Origin of the sequence: Facilibium subflavum (assembly GCF_003574485.1) — a bacterium.
GTDB lineage: Bacteria > Pseudomonadota > Gammaproteobacteria > Francisellales > Francisellaceae > Facilibium > Facilibium subflavum.
The window spans coordinates 1-18,661 of sequence record NZ_QLIT01000064.1; the positions used below are offsets into that span (position 1 = coordinate 1).

The 18,661-nt window shown below is 38.6% G+C and carries 18 protein-coding genes, 2 tRNA genes and 1 pseudogene; 3 read left to right on the top strand and 18 right to left on the bottom strand.

Going from position 1 to position 18,661, the window contains the following annotated elements:
• Positions 1–316 (top strand): annotated as a pseudogene (locus tag DNK84_RS04850) (IS1634 family transposase); the annotation flags it as partial.
• Between the two features lie 128 nt (positions 317–444).
• Here DNK84_RS04850 and DNK84_RS04855 read toward each other — a convergent pair.
• The 14 genes from DNK84_RS04855 to DNK84_RS04920 all read right to left on the bottom strand — a co-directional run bounded on the left by DNK84_RS04855 (position 445) and on the right by DNK84_RS04920 (position 12,398).
• Positions 445–520 (bottom strand) — tRNA-Glu (locus DNK84_RS04855).
• Positions 521–536: 16 nt separating this feature from the next.
• Positions 537–612: transfer RNA gene (locus DNK84_RS04860), tRNA-Ala, on the bottom strand.
• Between the two features lie 51 nt (positions 613–663).
• The gene (gltX, locus tag DNK84_RS04865; RefSeq protein WP_208123256.1) at positions 664–2,091 is read right to left on the bottom strand and encodes a glutamate--tRNA ligase; all 1,428 of its coding nucleotides are present in this window, start codon (positions 2,089–2,091) and stop codon (positions 664–666) included.
• Between the two features lie 109 nt (positions 2,092–2,200).
• Positions 2,201–2,671, bottom strand: a complete 471-nt coding sequence (locus tag DNK84_RS04870) for an RES family NAD+ phosphorylase (RefSeq protein ID WP_119343437.1) — start codon at positions 2,669–2,671, stop codon at positions 2,201–2,203.
• On the bottom strand, positions 2,668–3,096 hold the full coding sequence (parS, locus tag DNK84_RS04875; RefSeq protein ID WP_235826826.1) for a type II RES/Xre toxin-antitoxin system antitoxin: 429 nt from the start codon (positions 3,094–3,096) through the stop codon (positions 2,668–2,670). Before parS ends, DNK84_RS04870 begins: the two co-directional genes overlap by 4 nt.
• A gap of 140 nt (positions 3,097–3,236) precedes the next feature.
• Entirely contained in the window at positions 3,237–5,264 is a 2,028-nt protein-coding gene (gene uvrB / locus DNK84_RS04880) for an excinuclease ABC subunit UvrB (protein WP_119343439.1), read from the bottom strand.
• Positions 5,265–5,292: 28 nt separating this feature from the next.
• Positions 5,293–6,777: an ATP-binding protein gene (locus tag DNK84_RS04885; RefSeq protein ID WP_119343440.1), complete on the bottom strand. Its 1,485-nt coding sequence runs from the start codon at positions 6,775–6,777 to the stop codon at positions 5,293–5,295.
• A 27-nt stretch (positions 6,778–6,804) separates the two neighbouring features.
• Positions 6,805–7,617, bottom strand: coding sequence for a nucleoside triphosphate pyrophosphohydrolase (mazG, locus tag DNK84_RS04890; RefSeq protein WP_119343441.1), 813 nt, complete (start codon positions 7,615–7,617; stop codon positions 6,805–6,807).
• Positions 7,607–8,383, bottom strand: coding sequence for a hydroxyacylglutathione hydrolase (gene gloB, locus DNK84_RS04895; RefSeq protein ID WP_119343442.1), 777 nt, complete (start codon positions 8,381–8,383; stop codon positions 7,607–7,609). The genes mazG and gloB overlap by 11 nt, the downstream gene beginning before the upstream one ends.
• Entirely contained in the window at positions 8,376–9,557 is a 1,182-nt protein-coding gene (locus tag DNK84_RS04900) for a heme biosynthesis protein HemY (RefSeq protein ID WP_119343443.1), read from the bottom strand. The genes gloB and DNK84_RS04900 overlap by 8 nt, the downstream gene beginning before the upstream one ends.
• Complete coding sequence (locus DNK84_RS04905; RefSeq protein WP_119343444.1) at positions 9,554–10,702, bottom strand: hypothetical protein; 1,149 nt, start codon at positions 10,700–10,702, stop codon at positions 9,554–9,556. The genes DNK84_RS04900 and DNK84_RS04905 overlap by 4 nt, the downstream gene beginning before the upstream one ends.
• Before the next feature lie 2 nt (positions 10,703–10,704).
• On the bottom strand, positions 10,705–11,457 hold the full coding sequence (locus tag DNK84_RS04910; protein ID WP_162902233.1) for a uroporphyrinogen-III synthase: 753 nt from the start codon (positions 11,455–11,457) through the stop codon (positions 10,705–10,707).
• On the bottom strand, positions 11,438–11,857 hold the full coding sequence (locus tag DNK84_RS04915; RefSeq protein ID WP_119343446.1) for a SufE family protein: 420 nt from the start codon (positions 11,855–11,857) through the stop codon (positions 11,438–11,440). Before DNK84_RS04915 ends, DNK84_RS04910 begins: the two co-directional genes overlap by 20 nt.
• Positions 11,858–11,870: 13 nt before the next feature.
• Positions 11,871–12,398 (bottom strand): TIGR00645 family protein, encoded by a 528-nt coding sequence (locus tag DNK84_RS04920; RefSeq protein ID WP_119343447.1) that lies wholly within the window; start codon positions 12,396–12,398, stop codon positions 11,871–11,873.
• Between the two features lie 284 nt (positions 12,399–12,682).
• Between DNK84_RS04920 and DNK84_RS04925 the strand changes: the two genes are divergently transcribed.
• Positions 12,683–14,092, top strand: coding sequence for a peptide MFS transporter (locus tag DNK84_RS04925; RefSeq protein ID WP_119343448.1), 1,410 nt, complete (start codon positions 12,683–12,685; stop codon positions 14,090–14,092).
• A 60-nt stretch (positions 14,093–14,152) separates the two neighbouring features.
• Here DNK84_RS04925 and DNK84_RS04930 read toward each other — a convergent pair whose 3' ends face one another.
• Positions 14,153–15,592 carry a TolC family outer membrane protein gene (locus DNK84_RS04930; protein WP_162902234.1) on the bottom strand — a complete coding sequence of 480 codons (1,440 nt, stop codon included), beginning with the start codon at positions 15,590–15,592 and terminating at the stop codon, positions 14,153–14,155.
• A gap of 29 nt (positions 15,593–15,621) precedes the next feature.
• On the bottom strand, positions 15,622–16,278 hold the full coding sequence (locus DNK84_RS04935) for a protein-L-isoaspartate O-methyltransferase family protein (protein WP_119343450.1): 657 nt from the start codon (positions 16,276–16,278) through the stop codon (positions 15,622–15,624).
• Between the two features lie 260 nt (positions 16,279–16,538).
• On the opposite strand from DNK84_RS04935, the gene DNK84_RS04940 reads away from it, so the two are divergent.
• Positions 16,539–16,982 (top strand): CBS domain-containing protein, encoded by a 444-nt coding sequence (locus DNK84_RS04940; RefSeq protein ID WP_119343451.1) that lies wholly within the window; start codon positions 16,539–16,541, stop codon positions 16,980–16,982.
• A gap of 59 nt (positions 16,983–17,041) precedes the next feature.
• Here DNK84_RS04940 and DNK84_RS04945 read toward each other — a convergent pair whose 3' ends face one another.
• Together DNK84_RS04945 and DNK84_RS04950 are read right to left on the bottom strand one after the other, a co-directional pair.
• A complete protein-coding gene (locus DNK84_RS04945; protein ID WP_119343452.1) occupies positions 17,042–17,335 on the bottom strand; it encodes a hypothetical protein in 294 nt (97 codons plus the stop codon).
• Between the two features lie 121 nt (positions 17,336–17,456).
• Positions 17,457–18,641 carry a multidrug effflux MFS transporter gene (locus tag DNK84_RS04950; RefSeq protein ID WP_119343453.1) on the bottom strand — a complete coding sequence of 395 codons (1,185 nt, stop codon included), beginning with the start codon at positions 18,639–18,641 and terminating at the stop codon, positions 17,457–17,459.
• Between the last annotated feature and the right edge of the window lie 20 nt (positions 18,642–18,661).

The following is an 18,661-nucleotide window of genomic DNA, read 5'->3' on the forward strand; positions in this document are numbered from 1 at the left end:
AAATGGAAAAGGTACTAGGATAATGTCATTGCTGATGGTCATGACGCTATCGCTGCTTATTTATTCAGTGGCTCAAAAGCATTTACGTGAGCAGTTGGCCATTCGTAATGAAACGCTGCCGAATCAGATCAACCAGCCTGTCACGAATCCGACGATGAGGTGGGTATTTCAAATGTTAGAAGGGGTACATGTCGTTTATATTGCTGTCAAAGGTCAAATACTACAGCAAATTACCGGTATTACAGATATCAAAAGGAAAATCTTAGAATTCTTCTACACTGAGGTGCAGGAAATTTATCATTTGGAAAAAGTTTGAAAATAAAAATTAGAGGTGCTCAATGTATGTCATAAGTATCCAATTGTTATTTATCTTAAGTGCTATTGTAAAATGAATAATTTGATGTAATAAACAAAAAAGCCGCATTTTATGCGGCTTTTTTAACTTGGCGTCCCCAAGGGGATTCGAACCCCTGTTACCGCCGTGAAAGGGCGATGTCCTAGGCCTCTAGACGATGGGGACGCAAAACAACGTTTACTGGTGGAGCTAAGCGGGATCGAACCGCTGACCTCTTGCATGCCATGCAAGCGCTCTCCCAGCTGAGCTATAGCCCCAAAACTGCTTGTGCATTGTAGTGGGCTTTCATATAACTGTCAAGCACTTGTTTATGCTTTTTCTTCAATTTGTTCAATCGCGCGCTGAAGCCTTTTCATCGTACGTTTTTTGCCAATCCATTTCAATGTAATTCCAATATCTGGAGATTGTCCAGAACCGGTAACGGCAACCCGTATTGGCATGCCAACCTTACCCATGCCAATCTCAAGCTCATTTGCAACCTGTTTTAGTACATCATGCAGCTTTAAAGCATCTTGCCAATCATCCTCTGATAGCGCTTGTAGTTTTTGCATTACAAGTGTCAATGGTTTGATTGCCTGAGAAGTGATATGTTTGTTAAAGGCTTTATCATCATATTGTTCAAATTCACGATAAAAATATTGTGCTTGTTCAGCTAATATTTTCAACGTCTTTGCTTTTTCAGCCATGACAGGGATAAGCGCCTCTAATGAAGGGCCTTGACTGACATCTAAACCTAAATGGTTGAAATGCCACATCAAGTGGCTGGCAACTTCTTTAACCGGCAAATGACGCATATAATGCTGATTGAGCCAATTGAGTTTCTCCGTATTAAAAGCTGAAGCTGAGGCATTAATGTCTTGCAAATCAAAGTATTGCAGAATCTCGCTCATGCTAAAAACTTCCTGGTCACCATAAGACCAACCCAGACGAATCAAATAGTTAACCAACGCCTGTGGTAGATAGCCTTGATCACGATATTGCATCACACTTACCGCACCATGGCGCTTGGACAGCTTTTTGCCATCATCACCTAAAATCATTGGGACATGGGCAAATGTTGGAACCGCAGCATTAAATGCATTGTACAGGTTAATCTGTCTTGGCGTATTATTAACATGATCATCACCACGAACCACATGCGTAATTTGCATGTCCATATCATCCACGACGACACAAAAATTATAGGTGGGAGAGCCATCGGTACGCTGGATAATCAAATCATCCAGTTCTGTATTGGCAAAAGTAATCTCACCTTTAACGGCATCTTGCCAGCTAACGCTACCTGTTTGTGGATTCTTAAAACGAATAACATGTGGTTTTTTCACATCCTGCGCGTCTTCACCAAGCGCCCGACAACAGCCATCATAACGCGGTTTTTGTTTGTTATCCATTTGCTGTTGCCTTAGGGTCTCCAAGCGTTCTTTTGAACAATAACAACGATAGGCCTTACCTTCATCTAAAAGCTTCTGAATCAATTGTTTATAGCGATCAAAATGCTGGGCTTGATAATAAACGGGCCCATCATGATCCAAACCTAACCAGTTCATCCCATCTAAGATTGCCTGAACAGCTTCAGGTGTTGATCTCTCAAGATCCGTATCTTCAACACGCAGGATAAACTCACCTTGGTGTTTTTTGGCATACGCCCAAGAAAAAAGTGCAGTTCTGGCACCACCAACATGCAAAAAGCCTGTTGGGCTTGGTGCAAAACGTGTTCTTACTAACTTTTCAGCCACAATAAATTACCTTTCTAAATTCAAAATCAAAGCAATTTTACCTGAAAAAGGCAAAGGTTAAAACTCCCCAGATAATTTAAGCTGCCGTATCCAAAGAAAATCCAATTTTTCACTGCAACAACCTTGTATCAGGTGAAAAATGCAGTCTGTTTGCTTTTTTGATCACGGCGTTAAAAGCCGTATGTTTTGGATTTAACATATAATTCCATTCTCTTGGAACAATAACACTTGGTACAGCAAGTGCTAATCCTTGGTTGGAGTGCAACCAACTATCACCAATAACTGCTGTTTCAGGTGGAGCAGAGTGCTCTTGCCAACATGGAGGAAGCTCCTCATTACTAACATAATCAATTACTGATTTTGGTAACACCAACTGAAAAAGAGAATATTCCCTTAATAAAGAATAATCTTCTATGTGCACAAATATTTCTAAAATTGCCAAAGACTCAGAACTTGCTAGGTAAACACATGCGTTTCCCTTACTGTTCCAGCGCCCTCCATAGAGCTTTGCTCCATCTCCCGTGAAAGCGTTATCCACCCATTTATTTTTTATTAATCTATAGGCAAAAACAGTTTTCACGAAAAAACACCATGCTCAAGCCTACCAACAAAATCTAATACGGCTTCTGTTTCAGCGGCTGTACGCAACATATCCACAGGTTTTTTGTTGCCAAGACCAACCAATGGTGTTCTTAGCCAAAGCGTTGCTTTTTTATTATTGCCTTCGAACAAATCCAGAGCTGCTTTATATAGTTCAGCGTATCGATATAGCTTATCACTTTCAACTTCTGTAAAAGAACCAGACTTATATCTACGGTTAAGCGAAGCCGGTGAAATAATAGTAATTTTTGCAAGCTGTTTTTTTTCCAGGCCTGAAATACCCGCCAGTTTCTCGAATACTTCATAGCTAAATCCATTATGTATGGCGCGATAAAGAGGCTCTCCTCTGGAGGGAATCCCAACTAATGTCCAAAATTCATTTTTCCTAATTTTCTCCTCTTTCACCATCATCTCCTAAAATCAAGTGATATATTTAATGTATACCATAGGATTTACAAGAACGCAAATTAAAGCTTTAGCAAGGGTATTTTAATTCTCATTAAAGTTGGGTTCTATTTATAGATATGGTTAATGCTTTACCCCTACTACAGATGCTTTTCCTTAATATCCTGTATCTTATCACGAATAGCACCTGCCTGTTCAAACTCAAGATTACGCGCATGCTCCTTCATTTGACGCTCAAGCTTCTTGATAATCGATACAGCCTCTTTGACACCTAAAATCTCATCAACAGCAACCTCAGCGACTTTCTTTCTTGATTTTGATTTTGCCTGCCTTTTCTGACGCTCAGGTGAAAAATCCAGCATATCATCAATATTTTTTTGGATGGTTGCCGGGGTAATACCATGTTCCTTATTATATTGTTCCTGCTTTTGACGCCTGCGCCTGGTTTCATCGATTGCCTTTTGCATGGAGTTTGTAATAACATCAGCATATAAGATAGCACGGCCTTGATCATTACGTGCTGCTCGACCAATCGTTTGAATGAGTGAACGCTCTGAACGCAGGAATCCTTCTTTATCTGCATCAAAAATTAATACTGTGCTGACCTCAGGCATATCCAAACCTTCACGTAGAAGGTTTATCCCCACCAGCACATCGAACACCCCCGCACGCAAATCACGAATAATCTCAACACGTTCAACCGTATCAATATCAGAATGTAAATAACGCACATTTGCATTATGCTCAGCTAAGTAGTCGGTTAAATCCTCCGCCATACGCTTTGTCAGCGTTGTAATCAGCACACGTGTATCTTGAGCTACTGCCTTTTTTATCTCAGATAAGGCATCTTCAACCTGGATAGCAACAGGCCTTACTTCAACCGTTGGATCTAATAGACCGGTTGGGCGAACAACCTGCTCAACTAAGTTTTCCTGGTGTTCTTTTTCATAATTTGCAGGTGTTGCTGATACATAAATTGCCTGGTTCACCAGTGCTTCAAATTCATGAAACTTAAGTGGTCTGTTATCTAATGCAGATGGTAAACGAAACCCGTAATTAACAAGGTTTTCCTTTCTTGATCTATCCCCTTTATACATTCCACCAAATTGTGGAATTGTCACATGTGATTCATCAATAACGACAACAGCATCTTTAGGCAAGTAATCCAATAAAGTTGGTGGTGGCTCACCTGGTGCGCGCCCCGATAAGAATCTTGAATAGTTCTCAATCCCTGTGCAATAGCCTAATTCATTAATCATCTCAATATCATATAATGTGCGCTGCTCTAAGCGTTGTGCTTCAACCAGACGATTCTGCTGCTGAAAGTAAGCAACCTGTTGTTTGAGCTCATCTTTAATTTGATCAACCATGGCTTTTTGCCGGTCTTTAGAACTGACATAATGCGTAGAAGGAAATATGGTGGCACGATGCACATTACCCAGCTTTTTCCCGGTGAGTGAATCAATAACAGATAGGCTCTCAATTTCATCGTCAAACAATTCAACACGAATCGCTTCTTTTTCTGCCTCTGCTGGAAAGATGTCAATGATCTCACCACGCACCCGATAGGTCCCACGTGAAAAATCCATCTCATTGCGTTTATATTGCATATCGATTAATCGCCTGAGAATTGAGCGCTGCTCTATTTGATCCCCGACTTTCAAATGTAACAGCATTTGCATATATTGCTCTGGATCACCTAAGCCATAAATTGCCGAAACGGTTGCAACAATAATAACATCTGGGCGCTCTAACAATGCTTTGGTTGCTGATAAACGCATCTGCTCTACGTGCTCATTAATTGAAGAGTCCTTCTCAATATAGGTATCTGAGGCAGCAACATAAGCTTCTGGCTGATAATAATCATAATAAGAAACAAAATATTCCACCGCATTATTGGGAAAAAACTGCTTCATTTCAGAATAAAGCTGCGCTGCCAGCGTTTTATTATGCGCCAGAATTAACGTTGGACGCTGCACCTTTTGAATTACATTTGCAACCGTATAGGTCTTGCCTGACCCTGTCACACCTAAAAGTGTCTGGTGCTTAAGCCCTTTTTTAAGGCCATCAACAAGGGAGGCGATTGCTTGAGGCTGGTCACCTGAAGGTTTATAGCTGGTCTTTAATGAAAATGACCGGTGCTTAGGCGTAAGTAAACTTTTTGTCACGTTGATTAACTCGCACTATTCATATTTATTAAGCAGGCTTTTTTGAATAAGGTAAGAAAACCTCAACCGTTAATCCTTGCCCATCTTTAGATTTCTTTGCAAATACTTTACCATCATGTAATCGTACAATTTCTTTGACAATCGACAGACCAAGCCCACTTCCAGATTGACCAGTTCCAAACTCACGATAAAAACGATCAAAAATCCGCGTTAGCTTTTCGGCATTTACACCCACACCATTATCAACAACCTCAATCACCACATTATCATTAACAACATACGTATAAATTGCGACTTTACCACCTTTTGGAGTGTAGCGAATGGCATTATCAACCAGGTTTCGTAATAACACGCCAAGCAGTACCTGACTACCATAAACAATAGCTGCTGTCTTACTTGGCATTAAGGAAAGCTCAATATCTTTGTTTAATGCTTGAATCGCTAAATCTGCTATCTGATCCTCTGCAAGAACGTTCACATTAACGTATTTTTTATCTGGAAGATCCTGTTGTGGTTCCAGCCGACTTAAGGTTAATAACTGATCGATAATATAAAAATAACGATCTGCACCTGCAATAATATTACGTATCTTATCTTTTATCGCATCAATATTATTAAGATTTAACGCGATTTCTGCCTGTGTTTTCAAAGCTGCTAACGGCGTTTTTAGCTCATGTGCGGCATCACCTGCAAAACGTTTTTCTTTGTCTAAAACCTGCTTAAAGCGTTGAAACAGCAAATTCAACTGATTGAGCAATGGAATAACCTCAGGTGGTGCAGTTTTCACGGCAATTGGTTCAAGCTTTCGTGGATTTTTGGCTGCAATTGCTCGGCGAATATCTGATAATGGCCGTAAAGCCAGTTGCACCACAACAAACATCGAAAGCAACAAAAAAGCATAAAGGATAATCAAATCCCATAAAGAGCTTCTAAAAAGCGATAAAAACATTTCATGTTTAAAATCTGAGCTTACCATCACGACAATCCGATAATTGGGTTTATACCGGCTGTTCATACTAAAAATATTCCATGTTTTATGTTGGTGACCATTGCGAATTGTTACCGTTTGAAATAATTCATTACTATTGATAGTAGGCAATATAGATGGCGCACCAGCTGAACGTAATAAAAGATTGCCTGTGCCTATATCATAAACCTGAAATGCAAATGAATCTTTATAGGTATTTTCAAATTGTGCCACCTTTGGCCTTAAGTTTTGATGGATGTTTTCAAGCATGGCTAATGAGTTTGACTCCAGAATATCACTTAACTGTTTTTGTGAGCTATCCTTTAATGCTGCAGACAATAAAGCATCAATGGCATTTGCACTGTTCACCATTTGCATATGAAAAAGCGCTTCATTTTGCCGCTTCATCTGGTAGTAATTAAAACCGCCTAAAATAGCAATCGCACAACTCACCAATACAATTAAACAAATGCTTAAAAACCGCTGAATAGATAAGCGGTTATTTAAGAAAGTAAAATAGTTTGACGTTTCTAATTTTTCGGCCAATGTCTTACTACCAAAATATTTTAATGTCTATTTTAAGTGCTTCTGCTTTTGCCATAATATTTCGAACTCAGCCGCTGAAATTGTCTTAAGTGACTTTTTTTTCGCATCAACAATTTGCTCCATTGCTTGAAAGCGTTTTTTAAACTTTCGATTTGCCTGGCGCATCACTTTTTCTGGGTCTGCCTTTAAATGGCGTGATAAATTTACACAACTGAACATCAAATCTCCTAGCTCTTCTAGTATTTGTGCACGATTTTCTTCAGCAAGCGCTTCTTGAAGTTCAACAACTTCGCTCTCAAGCTTCGCCATAACATCAGTAATATTTTCCCAATCAAAACCAACACTTGCTGCACGCGTTTGCAGCTTATTTGCCATTGAAAGTGCTGGTAAGTTGATTGCAATATCATCTAATAAACTGTGTTTATTTTGATCTGTTTTTTTCTTTTTTGCAAGCCGTTCTTGCTGTTTAATTTCTTGCCATTGTTTTTCAAGCGCTTCCACATCCTGCACATTACCTTGTGCAAAGACATCTGGATGCCGTCGAATCAATTTATCTGTCAAATGGTTAATAACATCATCAAAATTAAATAATTGTTTTTCTTTGGCAATCTGTGCGTAAAAAACAATCTGATTCAAAAGGTCTGCAAGCTCTCCTTTTAGCTCATCCATGTCATTTTTCTCAATTGCATCAACAAGCTCATAAGCTTCCTCCAGGGTATGCTCTGTCAACGACTTAAATGTTTGTGCCTTTGTCCACGCGCAACCATCAGATCCACGCATTGTTTCCATTATTGCCAATAAATCCTGTAAACCGTAATGTGTATTATTGTTAGAATACATCTTTCTGCGCCCTAAGGTAACGAAAAACAGCTTTCGCGTCGTCAAAGTATTTCCCTCGATCCGCCAATAATGTATGTAAACAGGGTATATCTGCCTGCATAAAAATATTCATCTGCTTTTCATCAGCAATTGTTGTAATGGGTTTGTCTTCCGAAGGGATATCTTTTACCGCTTCATACCATTTTTGATACATAGTATTTTCAGGATCAATAGATAATGCAAACCTTAAGTTATTTTCAAAGTAATCATGCGCCGGATAAATCCTTGTTTTCTCAGGCAAAGCACGCAGTTTCATGACGGTGTCGCACAACACATCCACATCAGCTGAAGCAGCATTAACGTTACCTACACCTGCAGTAAAAATAGTATCACCACAAAAAAGCAGCTTTTGGTTTTCAAAAAAATAGCAAACGTGTTGTGCCGTGTGTCCAGGCGATGCAATAACACAGCAATTTGCCGTGTTAAACACAAGTTCTTGCTTATCTGTTACAATATGATCAACGACAAATCCCGGGCCATCAGAAAACCTTGCATATACAGGGCAATTAAAATGCTTTTGCAATGCCGCTACCGCCGCAATATGATCTGTATGTTTATGCGTTAATAAGATTGCCTCAACCTCAAGATTATGCTGGCTTATATACGCTATATAATGTTGCTTAAGTGTAGGATCAACAATTAAGGCATGCTTATTGGTTGTGTTCACCAAGGCATAATTATAGTTTCGCAGTGGATTATTTAGATACCATCGCTTGACTTCAATCATCGATCGCCTCTTGATTCAATATTATATTTTCCGCTTTCGTTCTAAAATTTTGTGCTTTGTGGTGCATTGATTGATGCTCGCTTAAACTTGCATTTAAAAGACAATATTGCGCCTGTAACGCTATTGAAAGATTCTCTGGATTGATTTGATAAAGGTATGTTTCAAGAAAAGGCCAGTCTTGGTACTTTACTGCTTTTGCCAAAAGTAATAACATTAAGGGGATGTTATCTACCTTTGTTTTTAACCACATTTCTTTGATAAATGTATAAGCAGAAGCGGTATCTTTATAGGAAAAATATAAGCGCACCATTTTTAATGATAATGTTGTTGATAAAACATGTTGTAAAAACTCGATGGCTTGTGCCTGCGCATTGTTATGATAAAGCACATGCGCATAACTACTTGCAACAGGTGTTGATTGCTGTAAAGCTTTTGGCACCTTGTGCCAGCAAGCTTGTAATACATTGATATTATTAATACCTTTTATAATTTGTACCACCATATCAACTTGAAGTATAAAATCCAGGTGCTGCTGATTCCCGATAAGAAATGTAAGCGCCTTTGTATGTTCTTTTTGTTGAATATAAAGTGTGGTACATGCTTTTATAATCGTTTGGCTATCTGGTTTTTGTTGGTGCAAATGTTCTAATAATGTCAATGCCTTAGAGGCGTTATCCGTTTGCATCCATAAAAGCGCTTGATAAAACTGCCAGATAAAGCTTTGTTTAAGGCTTTCATTTGTGTGATCCAAATCATGTTGTAACTGTGTAAGCTTTTTTTGCTGGTAGAGCTTTTGCCAGAATAATCCACAAAAAACCTGGTTGAATTTAGGGTCTTTTTTTAAACGTGGATGATAGTGTTTTAATACATAACTTTCAACATCTGCCAGATTCGAAACAATCATGTCATTGATCAAGGTGATGTGTTTTTTTGTATGCATTCTGTGAAAAAAGGAAAACAGATGCCCTGGGCCGTATAACAATACCTTAAGTACCTTAACAACAATAAAGCAAAGAAGGACAATGGCAATTGCCAGAATCACAAACAACCATAAAGGCAATTTAATCAAATAACCGTGAATAAAGAAGGCAACAACACCTGGGTTCATTAACACTAGAAATACAACTGCTGCTGCAAGTATACAGATAAAGATCAATCCAAAGACTTTCTTCATGCCTGACCTCTATTTGGCAGCTCACCACCAGTTAGAATTTGATTCTCCAGTTTTTTAATTCGCTCATTCGCAGATGCATACAAAGGCAGTTGCAATCCTTTGATTGTTTCAAGCCACTTTTGTTGTGCATGATCAGCAGCATAATATTTCGTTATTAATGCCTCAAGTTGCAATTTCGTCTGTTTAAAGTATTCAGGAAGGTCATTTAAAGCCGCCATTTTTAATTGATAAAATGCAAGACTCACCAAACCTTTTACTTTCAACCGCATCGCCTGATCAGTTAAAATAATATCCTCATCCGTTACTTTGTGGATACTCACCAATGATTTCATTTTTTGCCATGAATCTTTAAATAGCGCACTTGCTGTATTGCCATCAGGCATATCCTCAACGCTTTGCTTTGTTTTAAGTGGCTGTTTAAGCTGAAGTGAACCAAGCTTTTCACTCAACGATTGCATAGTTGTGAGTAAAGAGGCATTATCAGGGCTGTTTTGAACGATACTTTGCAGCTCACTTAAGTGCTCTAGCCACGATTGTGCTCCCTTAACCTTTACAATAGCTGCGTGAGCGTTATCAAGGAAAAATAAAGTTTTTTGTTTATCGTGTAAAAACTGCCATGTAACACTTGCTAATTGAAGATAAGATATCGCTGTTTGCTTATGCATTAATTGAATTTGTTTGGTTAATTCTTGCGTGGGTTGCAGATAGTTTTGTTGGATTTGTGCTAAACGCTGATCATTTTGTGCCTGGTTTGCATTTACGCCTGCAATCTGTGTATCAATATACTGCTTTAATGATTTATTCTGCTTAACAAGCTTATTTAATGTTTTAAGCTGCCCCTCAATCTGATTACTTTGTGCCTGGGTAAGCCTTTCAAGCTTTTGAAGCTTACCACCAAGGCCAACAACAGATTGATCTTCTTGTTGTTGCACCTTTAACTGATTGATCAGACTCGATAACTGCTCTGTCTGATCTTTTTGTTGCAGGAAAACAAAAGCAGCAACGCCCAACGCGCAAAGCCCCAAAAGCAATGATAAAAAAATAACAAAGCGATAGCGACCCTGTTGTGGATATCGTTGTTTAGGCTTGTTACCAGCTTGAAGCTTTGTTTTTTCCGTTTGTTCGGATTTCTTATCATCCGTCATACCTAACTTCCTTTCTGTAAGAATGTGCAACTAAACTCAACAAGTGCATCATTGTTGAACTGATCTATGATATATAATTTAACAAATCCTTGCGCCTTCGCCCAGTTAAACATACGGCAATTTGTCACCGTAATGGCTGCTTTATATTTCCATTCTGGATATTCATCAAATAATGGCATTGCTGCCTTTAACCCATCAAAGCTTGTAAATATCATCAGTTTAGGTGGTATGATACAACCTGCATCTTTAATGCTTTGTTTCAGTTTATCTTCTGCCATATAGGTGCGTTGATAACATTCAACAGTGCGAATACTACCTGCAACTTGAGACAAGTGCTGATCAATCAAGTCTCTTCCTGCTTCCCCTTTCACAAGCAGAAAGTGGCGGTCTTGCAAATTACTGCTTTGTTCAATCTCTGCAAGAAGGCCCTCTGAGCCTGGTTTTTGTGGATACACTGCATTTATACCATAATCATGCAATGCTTTATGGGTTCCTGACCCAACACACCAGACACGTAAAGGTTGAATAGCTGTACTATACTCTGGATTTGTCTTAAAAAAATGATGTACCGCATTATGGCTTATAAAAATGACATCGCTAAAGCCTTGTAGTGTATCTAAAAAATAAGGCTTTGGGGCAATTAAAAGTGTTGGAACACAAACACTTTGTATGCCACAAGCCAGCAAATCATCCACTAGCGCTTCACCTTTTGGCTGTGGCCGGCAGACGATTACTTCAGGCGCTGATGTCTGCATATTGTCTGGCCATGCTGTAAATATAGTTAACCATGGCATGCAATCCGTTGTTACGTGTGACACTTAAATGTTTTGATAGGCCAATTTCATCCATAAAAGCCGTATCAGAGTGTAAAATTTCTTCAGGGGTGGCACCGCTATAAACCGTTAATAGTAAACCAATAAGCCCAGAAACGATTGCTGCATCGCTTATGCCTTTGAAGACCAGCTTACCTTTTTCTAAAGTTGCATCAAACCACACTTGTGACTGGCATCCTTTGACCATATGTGCGGCATCTTTTTTGTCATCGGGAAAATCTAAAGATTTACCTAAGCTGATCAAATAGGCATATTTATCACTCCAGTCCTCAAAAAAACTGAAATTCTCGATTACCTCTTTTTGTCTTTGAATAATACTCATTTTAAATACTCTTTTAGTCTTTAAGTTTCTTCTCCAGCATACCGATGATAACCAGAATCAATGCAGAGATCAAAAATGTCAAGTGCAGTACCACATACCATAATAGTTCACGGTTTGATAACTGAGGGATGTCTAAAAACTGTTTAAGCAATGAAATAGATGAGATCGCAACGATTGAGCCTGCAATTTTCATCTTAACACCACTATGTGAAAGCCGCTTTATCCATAATGGTTCGCCTTTTTTATGCTCTACATCAAGCTTTGAGACAAAGTTCTCATAGCCACTTATGATTACAATCACAATTAAATTTGCCACCAGCACGGTATCACATAGCGTTAAGCCCAGTACAATCAACTCATGTGGTGCAAGCAAGGTTAAACGCATAAATAAGTGGATGACTTCAATAGCCATTTGGTAAACAAATGCCCATAAAACCAAAATCAATATTAAATAAATGGGCGCCTGTATCCAACGACTTGCAAAAACAAATTTCTCAAGTAACGCTTCAATACCGCTTACCGGCTTTTGCTGTTCTGCCACAATATTAAATTTTTAATAAATACTGGCGCTATTGTAGTCTATTCACCAATCACTGGCAATGCCTTGCCACTTTTTTCTCACCGCTTACATTACAAGCTTTGCTTTGCAGGAATAATGGCACTGACAATATTGGGATGACCAGCCAGGCAGAATAAATAAGAAGTCTGTAAAATGATTTGTGAGTAATGTATATTTGCTTTTTTTTACGAAAAGTGTTTGAGTTTAACAATACAAAGTTATAAGTTAGTCCTTATAATCTTACATCACATACCTAATTTACAATCATGAACAATCATATCAAAGATCAAAAGAAAGTGCTGACTATTGCAAGCTTAACGGAGTTTGGCGAACGCTATAGCTACTATGTTATTCAATCTTTATTAATCTTCTTCTTGATCGATAATTTTCATATTGCACAAGCTAAAAGCGCTGCACTTGTCGGTACTGTACTTAGTATGGTATATCTATCAGCACTTGTCGGTGGCTATATCGCCGATAAGCTAATCAATTATTACCGTGCTGCCTTTTTAGGTGCAATTCTCATGGCACTTGGCAGCCTGATATTAGCGCTTAGTACTTCTGAAAACCAACTGTACCTGGGTTTGTCTTTTATTTCAATAAGTACTGGCCTTATTAAGTCAAATATGTCTTCCTTTATCGGACGCTATTACGATCAGTCTAACTTGTCTGAAGGTAATCGTGATTTTGGCTTTAATATATTCTATGTTGGCATTAATTTGGGCTCTTTCTTTGCACTTTTTCTTGCATCCTGGCTCAAGGACAGTTATGGATTTTCTGCACCATTTTACTCAAGTCTGATTGTTTCAACTTTTATCTGCCTTAATCTTCTTATAGGTTTTGTCATTGTTAAAAAATATATCGCACCTATTTCCTTAAAACTGACATCAATTATTCATATTTGCGCCGTTTTAGTGATTTATGTAGCGGTTGTTTTTATCGTATTAAAGCACCCAGATATCGCCAATTTTTCTATTCTTATTGCCTGTGTTATCTGTGCATGGATCCTAATTGCATCAGCACAGCAGAGATATTGGCGTAATGTTTTACGTGCAACACTGTTTTTCATGCTATCCATCTTGTATTGGGCTTTATATTTTCAAATATTTATTTCTATTTTGCTTTTTATTGACTTTGCTGTCGCGCCTGACTTATTTGGCATATCACTTAAACCTTCTCAGTTTCTAAGTATTGAATCTATTGGTGTTTTATTATTAGGCACAGTAATGGGAAAACTGTGGCTTATGCGCGAGAGAAAAGGAAAACCCGTCCATGACATTAATAAATTTAACATCGCCTTTGTTGTTATTGCTTTTGTTTTTATCCTGCTTTGGGTCGGCATTTATTACACACAGGCCCAAGTAAAAGTTTCTGCGTTAATTATTGCTATCGCCTTTGTCATACTGGCTATAAGCGAGCTATCCTTGTCAGCAATTGGACTATCCATGGTCACAAAACTAGCACCACCTAAATTTGTTTCACTTTATATGGGCATATGGCTTGTAACGCTCGGCATCGGTGGCAAACTCGCCGGTTTTTTATCAAGCTTTATTCATATCACACATAATCTGGCACAAACAAAAGCAAATATGAGTAATGGCTTAATCATATTTATTCTGCTTTCTATCTTAGGTATTATCGTCTGTACAATCAGTCGTTATCTGACAAGAAAATAATTAATTAACTTCAGTAAGTAAGGCAGACAGATCATCAGTTTATTTAAAAGATAAATTATTTTACTGCGCTTTTTGTTCTACTTGGCTTGTTTGTGTACTTGAAGGTTTTGACTTTGATTGATCACCTGTACCATTAACAAGCATTGTAGGCTGTTTTTTAGCGGTCAGCCACTGATTGATTTTATCTATATCCTGATAGGACAGTGTTCCTGCGTTTTGCTTTAAGGTTAGTAAATCATTGATGTAAGCATATTTTGCTTGCGCATATTGTTCTTGCGCATTAAATAACTGCTGTTGCTGATTTAATAAATCTACAATAGTGCGCGTTCCAACCTCATATCCAGCTTTCATTGCTTCCACTGAAGCCTGAGCCGCAATTACCGCCTGCTTATAAGCGGCAACTTGGGAGATATCCGACAGAACATTTAAATAAGAAGTCTTCAGTGAGCTTGTTGTATTTCTTTGTGATTGCAATAATGTATATTTTGCTGCATCGGTTGTATATTTCTGCTGTTTAAGTGTCGCATAGTCTGCACCACCATTTAAGACATTCCAACTCACGGTCACATCGGCTTCTGCCGTGTTTGTGCCAGAAGTATAATTTTGATTTTGATAGCTTAAAGCGCGGCTAGCCTGAGCATTTAATGTTGCTGAGGGTAAAAATGCACCAAAATAACCACTAACACCTTCTTTAGCCGCCTCAAACAAATATTGGTTTTGAACGATATTGAGGTTTTGCTTTAATGCAATATCCAGCCACTTTTTCATATCAGCCGGCTGTGGCTTATCAAATGGGAAATCATTACGCAGGTTCTCAATTGCATTAATCTGCTCACCGGTAATCTGAGCAAGACTTGCATAAGCTGTGGCTAGCGCATTCTCCGCCTGAACTGTTTCAGCCACAGATTGCTCATATTGCGCCTTAGAAGCTTGCACATCCGTAATAGCAGATAAACCTACTTTATACTTTTCCTCAATTTGATTTAATAATTCTTTATTCCATGATTGGTTCGCCTTGGCATAAACAACGTTATCCTGCTGTTGTAAAATATTAAAATAAGCCTGTGCAACAGACAAAATCAGATTTTGTTGCGCCTGAGCGAAGGTGATGGCATCCGCTTTTGCTTGATATACTGCAGCTGAATAGCCACCCCATGAGCCCCAGTTAAACAAGACTTGGCTGGCTGAAATGCTCGGAGATTGCGAGAGGTAATTTTTACGCGCACCTGAGGATACGGCTGCAGAGCTATAGCTCCTTTTTGCGGTATATCCAAGATCAACCGTAGGCAATAATTTCCCTAAAGCAATCGGTACATTTTCATTATCAGAGGAAAGCTGAGCTTCAGCTGCCTTATATGAGGCATTATTTTGCTTAGCCATTTGATAGATCTGGCTTAGATTTTTAGCCACCTGATCACCACTGCTATTTTGATTTTGTTGCTGTGCATAAACATTCAAGCTTACTGCCAAGCCACCAAGCACAATCAAAAGTTTTTTCATCGTTCGTCCTGCCATATTAAACCCATTTACTAGAAGACAAATTTTTGTTTGTCAGGGCTGTCTTTGCTTTCGATCGTATCACAAATATCGAAAACACCTGTTACCTTTACAGCATTTTCTTTTTTTGTTACAAGCGTTGCTGTTGAAAATCCATCTCTTTGTAAAAGACAAAGCAAGCGTCCACCATTATTCAAACGCGCAACGTATTGTTGCGGAACCTTTGGTAATTTGCAGGAAATCACGATAACGTCATAATGCTTATTCTCAAACGCATGTGGATCAAAGGCATCTTTGTGATGATACTTTACATTATAAACACCTATTGATTTCAATCGATGCTTAGTATGTTGAACGAAATCCTCATGAATATCACACGTTTCAACCATTGATGACAGCTGCGCCATTAAAGCAGTTAAATAGCCACAACCACAACCGATTTCAAGTACACTATCTGTTTTTTTTAGTGCCACAGCCTGTAGTATTTTTGTCACTGTATGTGGGGAAAATGCTTTTTCGCCATGATTTAAAGGAATTTCAATATCAGCATAGGCTAATGCTTTCATATCATTAGGTACAAAAATATCTCGTGGTGTTTTTCTGATCGCATCCAGCAAATCCCCATAGGGCACACCTAATGTTCTAATCTGCTGCTTGATCATATTTTCTTTTGCAAGCTCTATATTCATGTTATTTATGTATTCCTCACTATTTCGCAAATGCAACAAAATGGTTGTCTTAATAGCTTTGCACCCAAAAGCCGTTGCCTTGTTATTCTAAACTGTTATATCAACTTATTCAAACAAAGTTAAGCATCAATGCATACACTTTATATCACGTACTTTAGATTTTTCAGTTATGTACAGGGTTGTATTTTTTTTCTTTTACATCCTAAACTGTATGGACAGCCAATGACACAATAACAACTCACTGCAACAGGAGAGAAAGTATGCATAGCCCCTTAAAGAAAATTATTAATAAGGATAAACCCGTCTACAGCATTTCTGCTGATGACACCCTCATTACTGCAGCAAAAAAAATGGCACAACATAAGGTAGGGTCTTTGCTTGTCGTAAATGGAGAAAATGACTTCCTGGGCATTATTACCGAGCGTGACTTTCTGTTTAAAGCCTGCGCACAACAAAAAGATTTAACGACTCACCTTGTGAAAGATATTATGAGCAAAGATTTAATCGGCATGAATCATATGCAAACTGCTCAACAAGCCTTACAGCTTATGACTGAAAAACGTATTCGTCATATTCCTGTGTATAATGATGAAGACTACTTCATTGGCCTTCTATCCATTGGTGATTTAACAAAATGGGCAAGTTGCCGTTATCATAAAAAAAATGATGAAGTCCAAAGTCTTGTTGAGTATATTCAGCGCTAACTGTGTGATTTTCTAAAAAATATTTAGACGCTTACGATAAAGAGCCTGAATAGACACATTTACTGCTGTCTTAAAAAACGCCTGATGCGCAAAATTAAATATGCAACCAACACAACGACTGCCAATGCTGATATGATTGGATTTTCTTGAATCAACCTAGGAAGAAATAACAAATGATGAAAAATGCCTTTCCCGAAGTCTGGCTCAATATTTGGCAGAAAATAACTTCCGACAAGTAAATAAACAAAAAGTGTAAATAATACAACACCCAAAAAACGCATACTATAGAAAAACCCCTGCATTTTCTCTAAAGATGTAAGCATTTTAACATAGTTTTGTGAGATATTAACCATAAATTTAACATTTATTTACAAATTATGCTTATTTCGCAAATCAAGGGAAATGCCACTTTCTCCCCTTAAGAAGCCCCAAGTGAAAGGTGCCGCGCAGCAAGCTGCCGGGGCATATTTAAAATTAACGATTAAGCACAAATTTTTGCAACAATAGCAGAAATACCAGGCTTATTAGTGAGGTGGCTAGCATTACGCCTGCTAAAGGTAGGGCTGTCGTAATAGGAAAGAGTATGGCAACTGAGCCAATCACCGCACTGCCACCCATCTCAAGCGCGCCAAACATCGCAGATGCGGCACCTGGAAAGTCACCAAAAGGCTCCAAAGCGCCACTGGCACCAGAGCCTGCGGTCAACGCACAACCAAAAGTTGCCAGCATACTTGGGCCAAAAAATCCCCATAGGCTTAAACCTGATAAGAGATGAATAGCAATCAGTAATACTCCTGAAGCTAAAATTAAGTAGACGCCAGACAACGAAGTTCTTAGCACACCTAATTTATGTACAATACTGCCTGATACGATAGAGCCCAATAAAAACGCCGCACCAGCCATCCCAAAAAAGAAGCTTATTTGTGAGCGCGGCTCACCAAGTGTTTTAATGATATAAGGCGTCATTGAAAACAGTGTGAAAAATGCGGAAACACCTGAAACAGCAGGTAATGTGTAACTCCAAAACGTCAGTGATTTACAAATGCTAAAATAGCGGCCGAAAATTTTAAAATCAAATTTTTTGCGCTTTTCTGGCGGTAAGCTTTCTTTCGTGAAAACCAACATAAGAATCAAGGTGATACTGCCTAATATTGCCAAGAAATAAAAAATTGCATGCCAAGGAAAAATCGCAGCCAAACCCACACCAATAATAGGCCCTAAAATAGGTGATATCGAAATCATAGAGTTAAAAAAGCTATAAATCATCGCACTGGTTTTCCCATGAAACGCATCTCGCACAATCGCAAATGCACTCACAAACATACCACAGGCACCGATGCCCTGTAAAATACGGTAAATAATCAATGGAATAACATGATTAACATTTGCACACAACACAGATGAAATTACAAATAAAATAACAGAACAAATCACCACCTTATAACGGCCAATCTGGTCTGATAGCGGACCCACAACAAGCTGACCAAACCCTGATACCAGGAAAAATAAAGATAGCGTTAACTGCACCATGCCTTGGCTGGTATGCAGAATATCTCGCATCTGGGGAATGACTGGCATATAGACATCTAGTGCTAAAGCAAAACTAAACACCATCGGTGCCAATAAAAAAATTGTCGTAATCGGTCTATAAGGCCACATAAACATACATTGAGCACCTC

Coding starts and splice junctions, on each gene's coding strand:
- mazG (WP_119343441.1), bottom strand. CDS start 7,617: ATGTATTCTAACAATAATACACATTACGGTTTACAGGATTTATTGGCA.
- gloB (WP_119343442.1), bottom strand. CDS start 8,383: ATGATTGAAGTCAAGCGATGGTATCTAAATAATCCACTGCGAAACTAT.
- DNK84_RS04900 (WP_119343443.1), bottom strand. CDS start 9,557: ATGAAGAAAGTCTTTGGATTGATCTTTATCTGTATACTTGCAGCAGCA.
- DNK84_RS04905 (WP_119343444.1), bottom strand. CDS start 10,702: ATGACGGATGATAAGAAATCCGAACAAACGGAAAAAACAAAGCTTCAA.
- DNK84_RS04910 (WP_162902233.1), bottom strand. CDS start 11,457: ATGCAGACATCAGCGCCTGAAGTAATCGTCTGCCGGCCACAGCCAAAA.
- DNK84_RS04915 (WP_119343446.1), bottom strand. CDS start 11,857: ATGAGTATTATTCAAAGACAAAAAGAGGTAATCGAGAATTTCAGTTTT.
- DNK84_RS04925 (WP_119343448.1), top strand. CDS start 12,683: ATGAACAATCATATCAAAGATCAAAAGAAAGTGCTGACTATTGCAAGC.
- DNK84_RS04930 (WP_162902234.1), bottom strand. CDS start 15,592: ATGAAAAAACTTTTGATTGTGCTTGGTGGCTTGGCAGTAAGCTTGAAT.
- DNK84_RS04935 (WP_119343450.1), bottom strand. CDS start 16,278: ATGAATATAGAGCTTGCAAAAGAAAATATGATCAAGCAGCAGATTAGA.
- DNK84_RS04940 (WP_119343451.1), top strand. CDS start 16,539: ATGCATAGCCCCTTAAAGAAAATTATTAATAAGGATAAACCCGTCTAC.
- DNK84_RS04945 (WP_119343452.1), bottom strand. CDS start 17,335: ATGGTTAATATCTCACAAAACTATGTTAAAATGCTTACATCTTTAGAG.
- DNK84_RS04950 (WP_119343453.1), bottom strand. CDS start 18,641: ATGTGGCCTTATAGACCGATTACGACAATTTTTTTATTGGCACCGATG.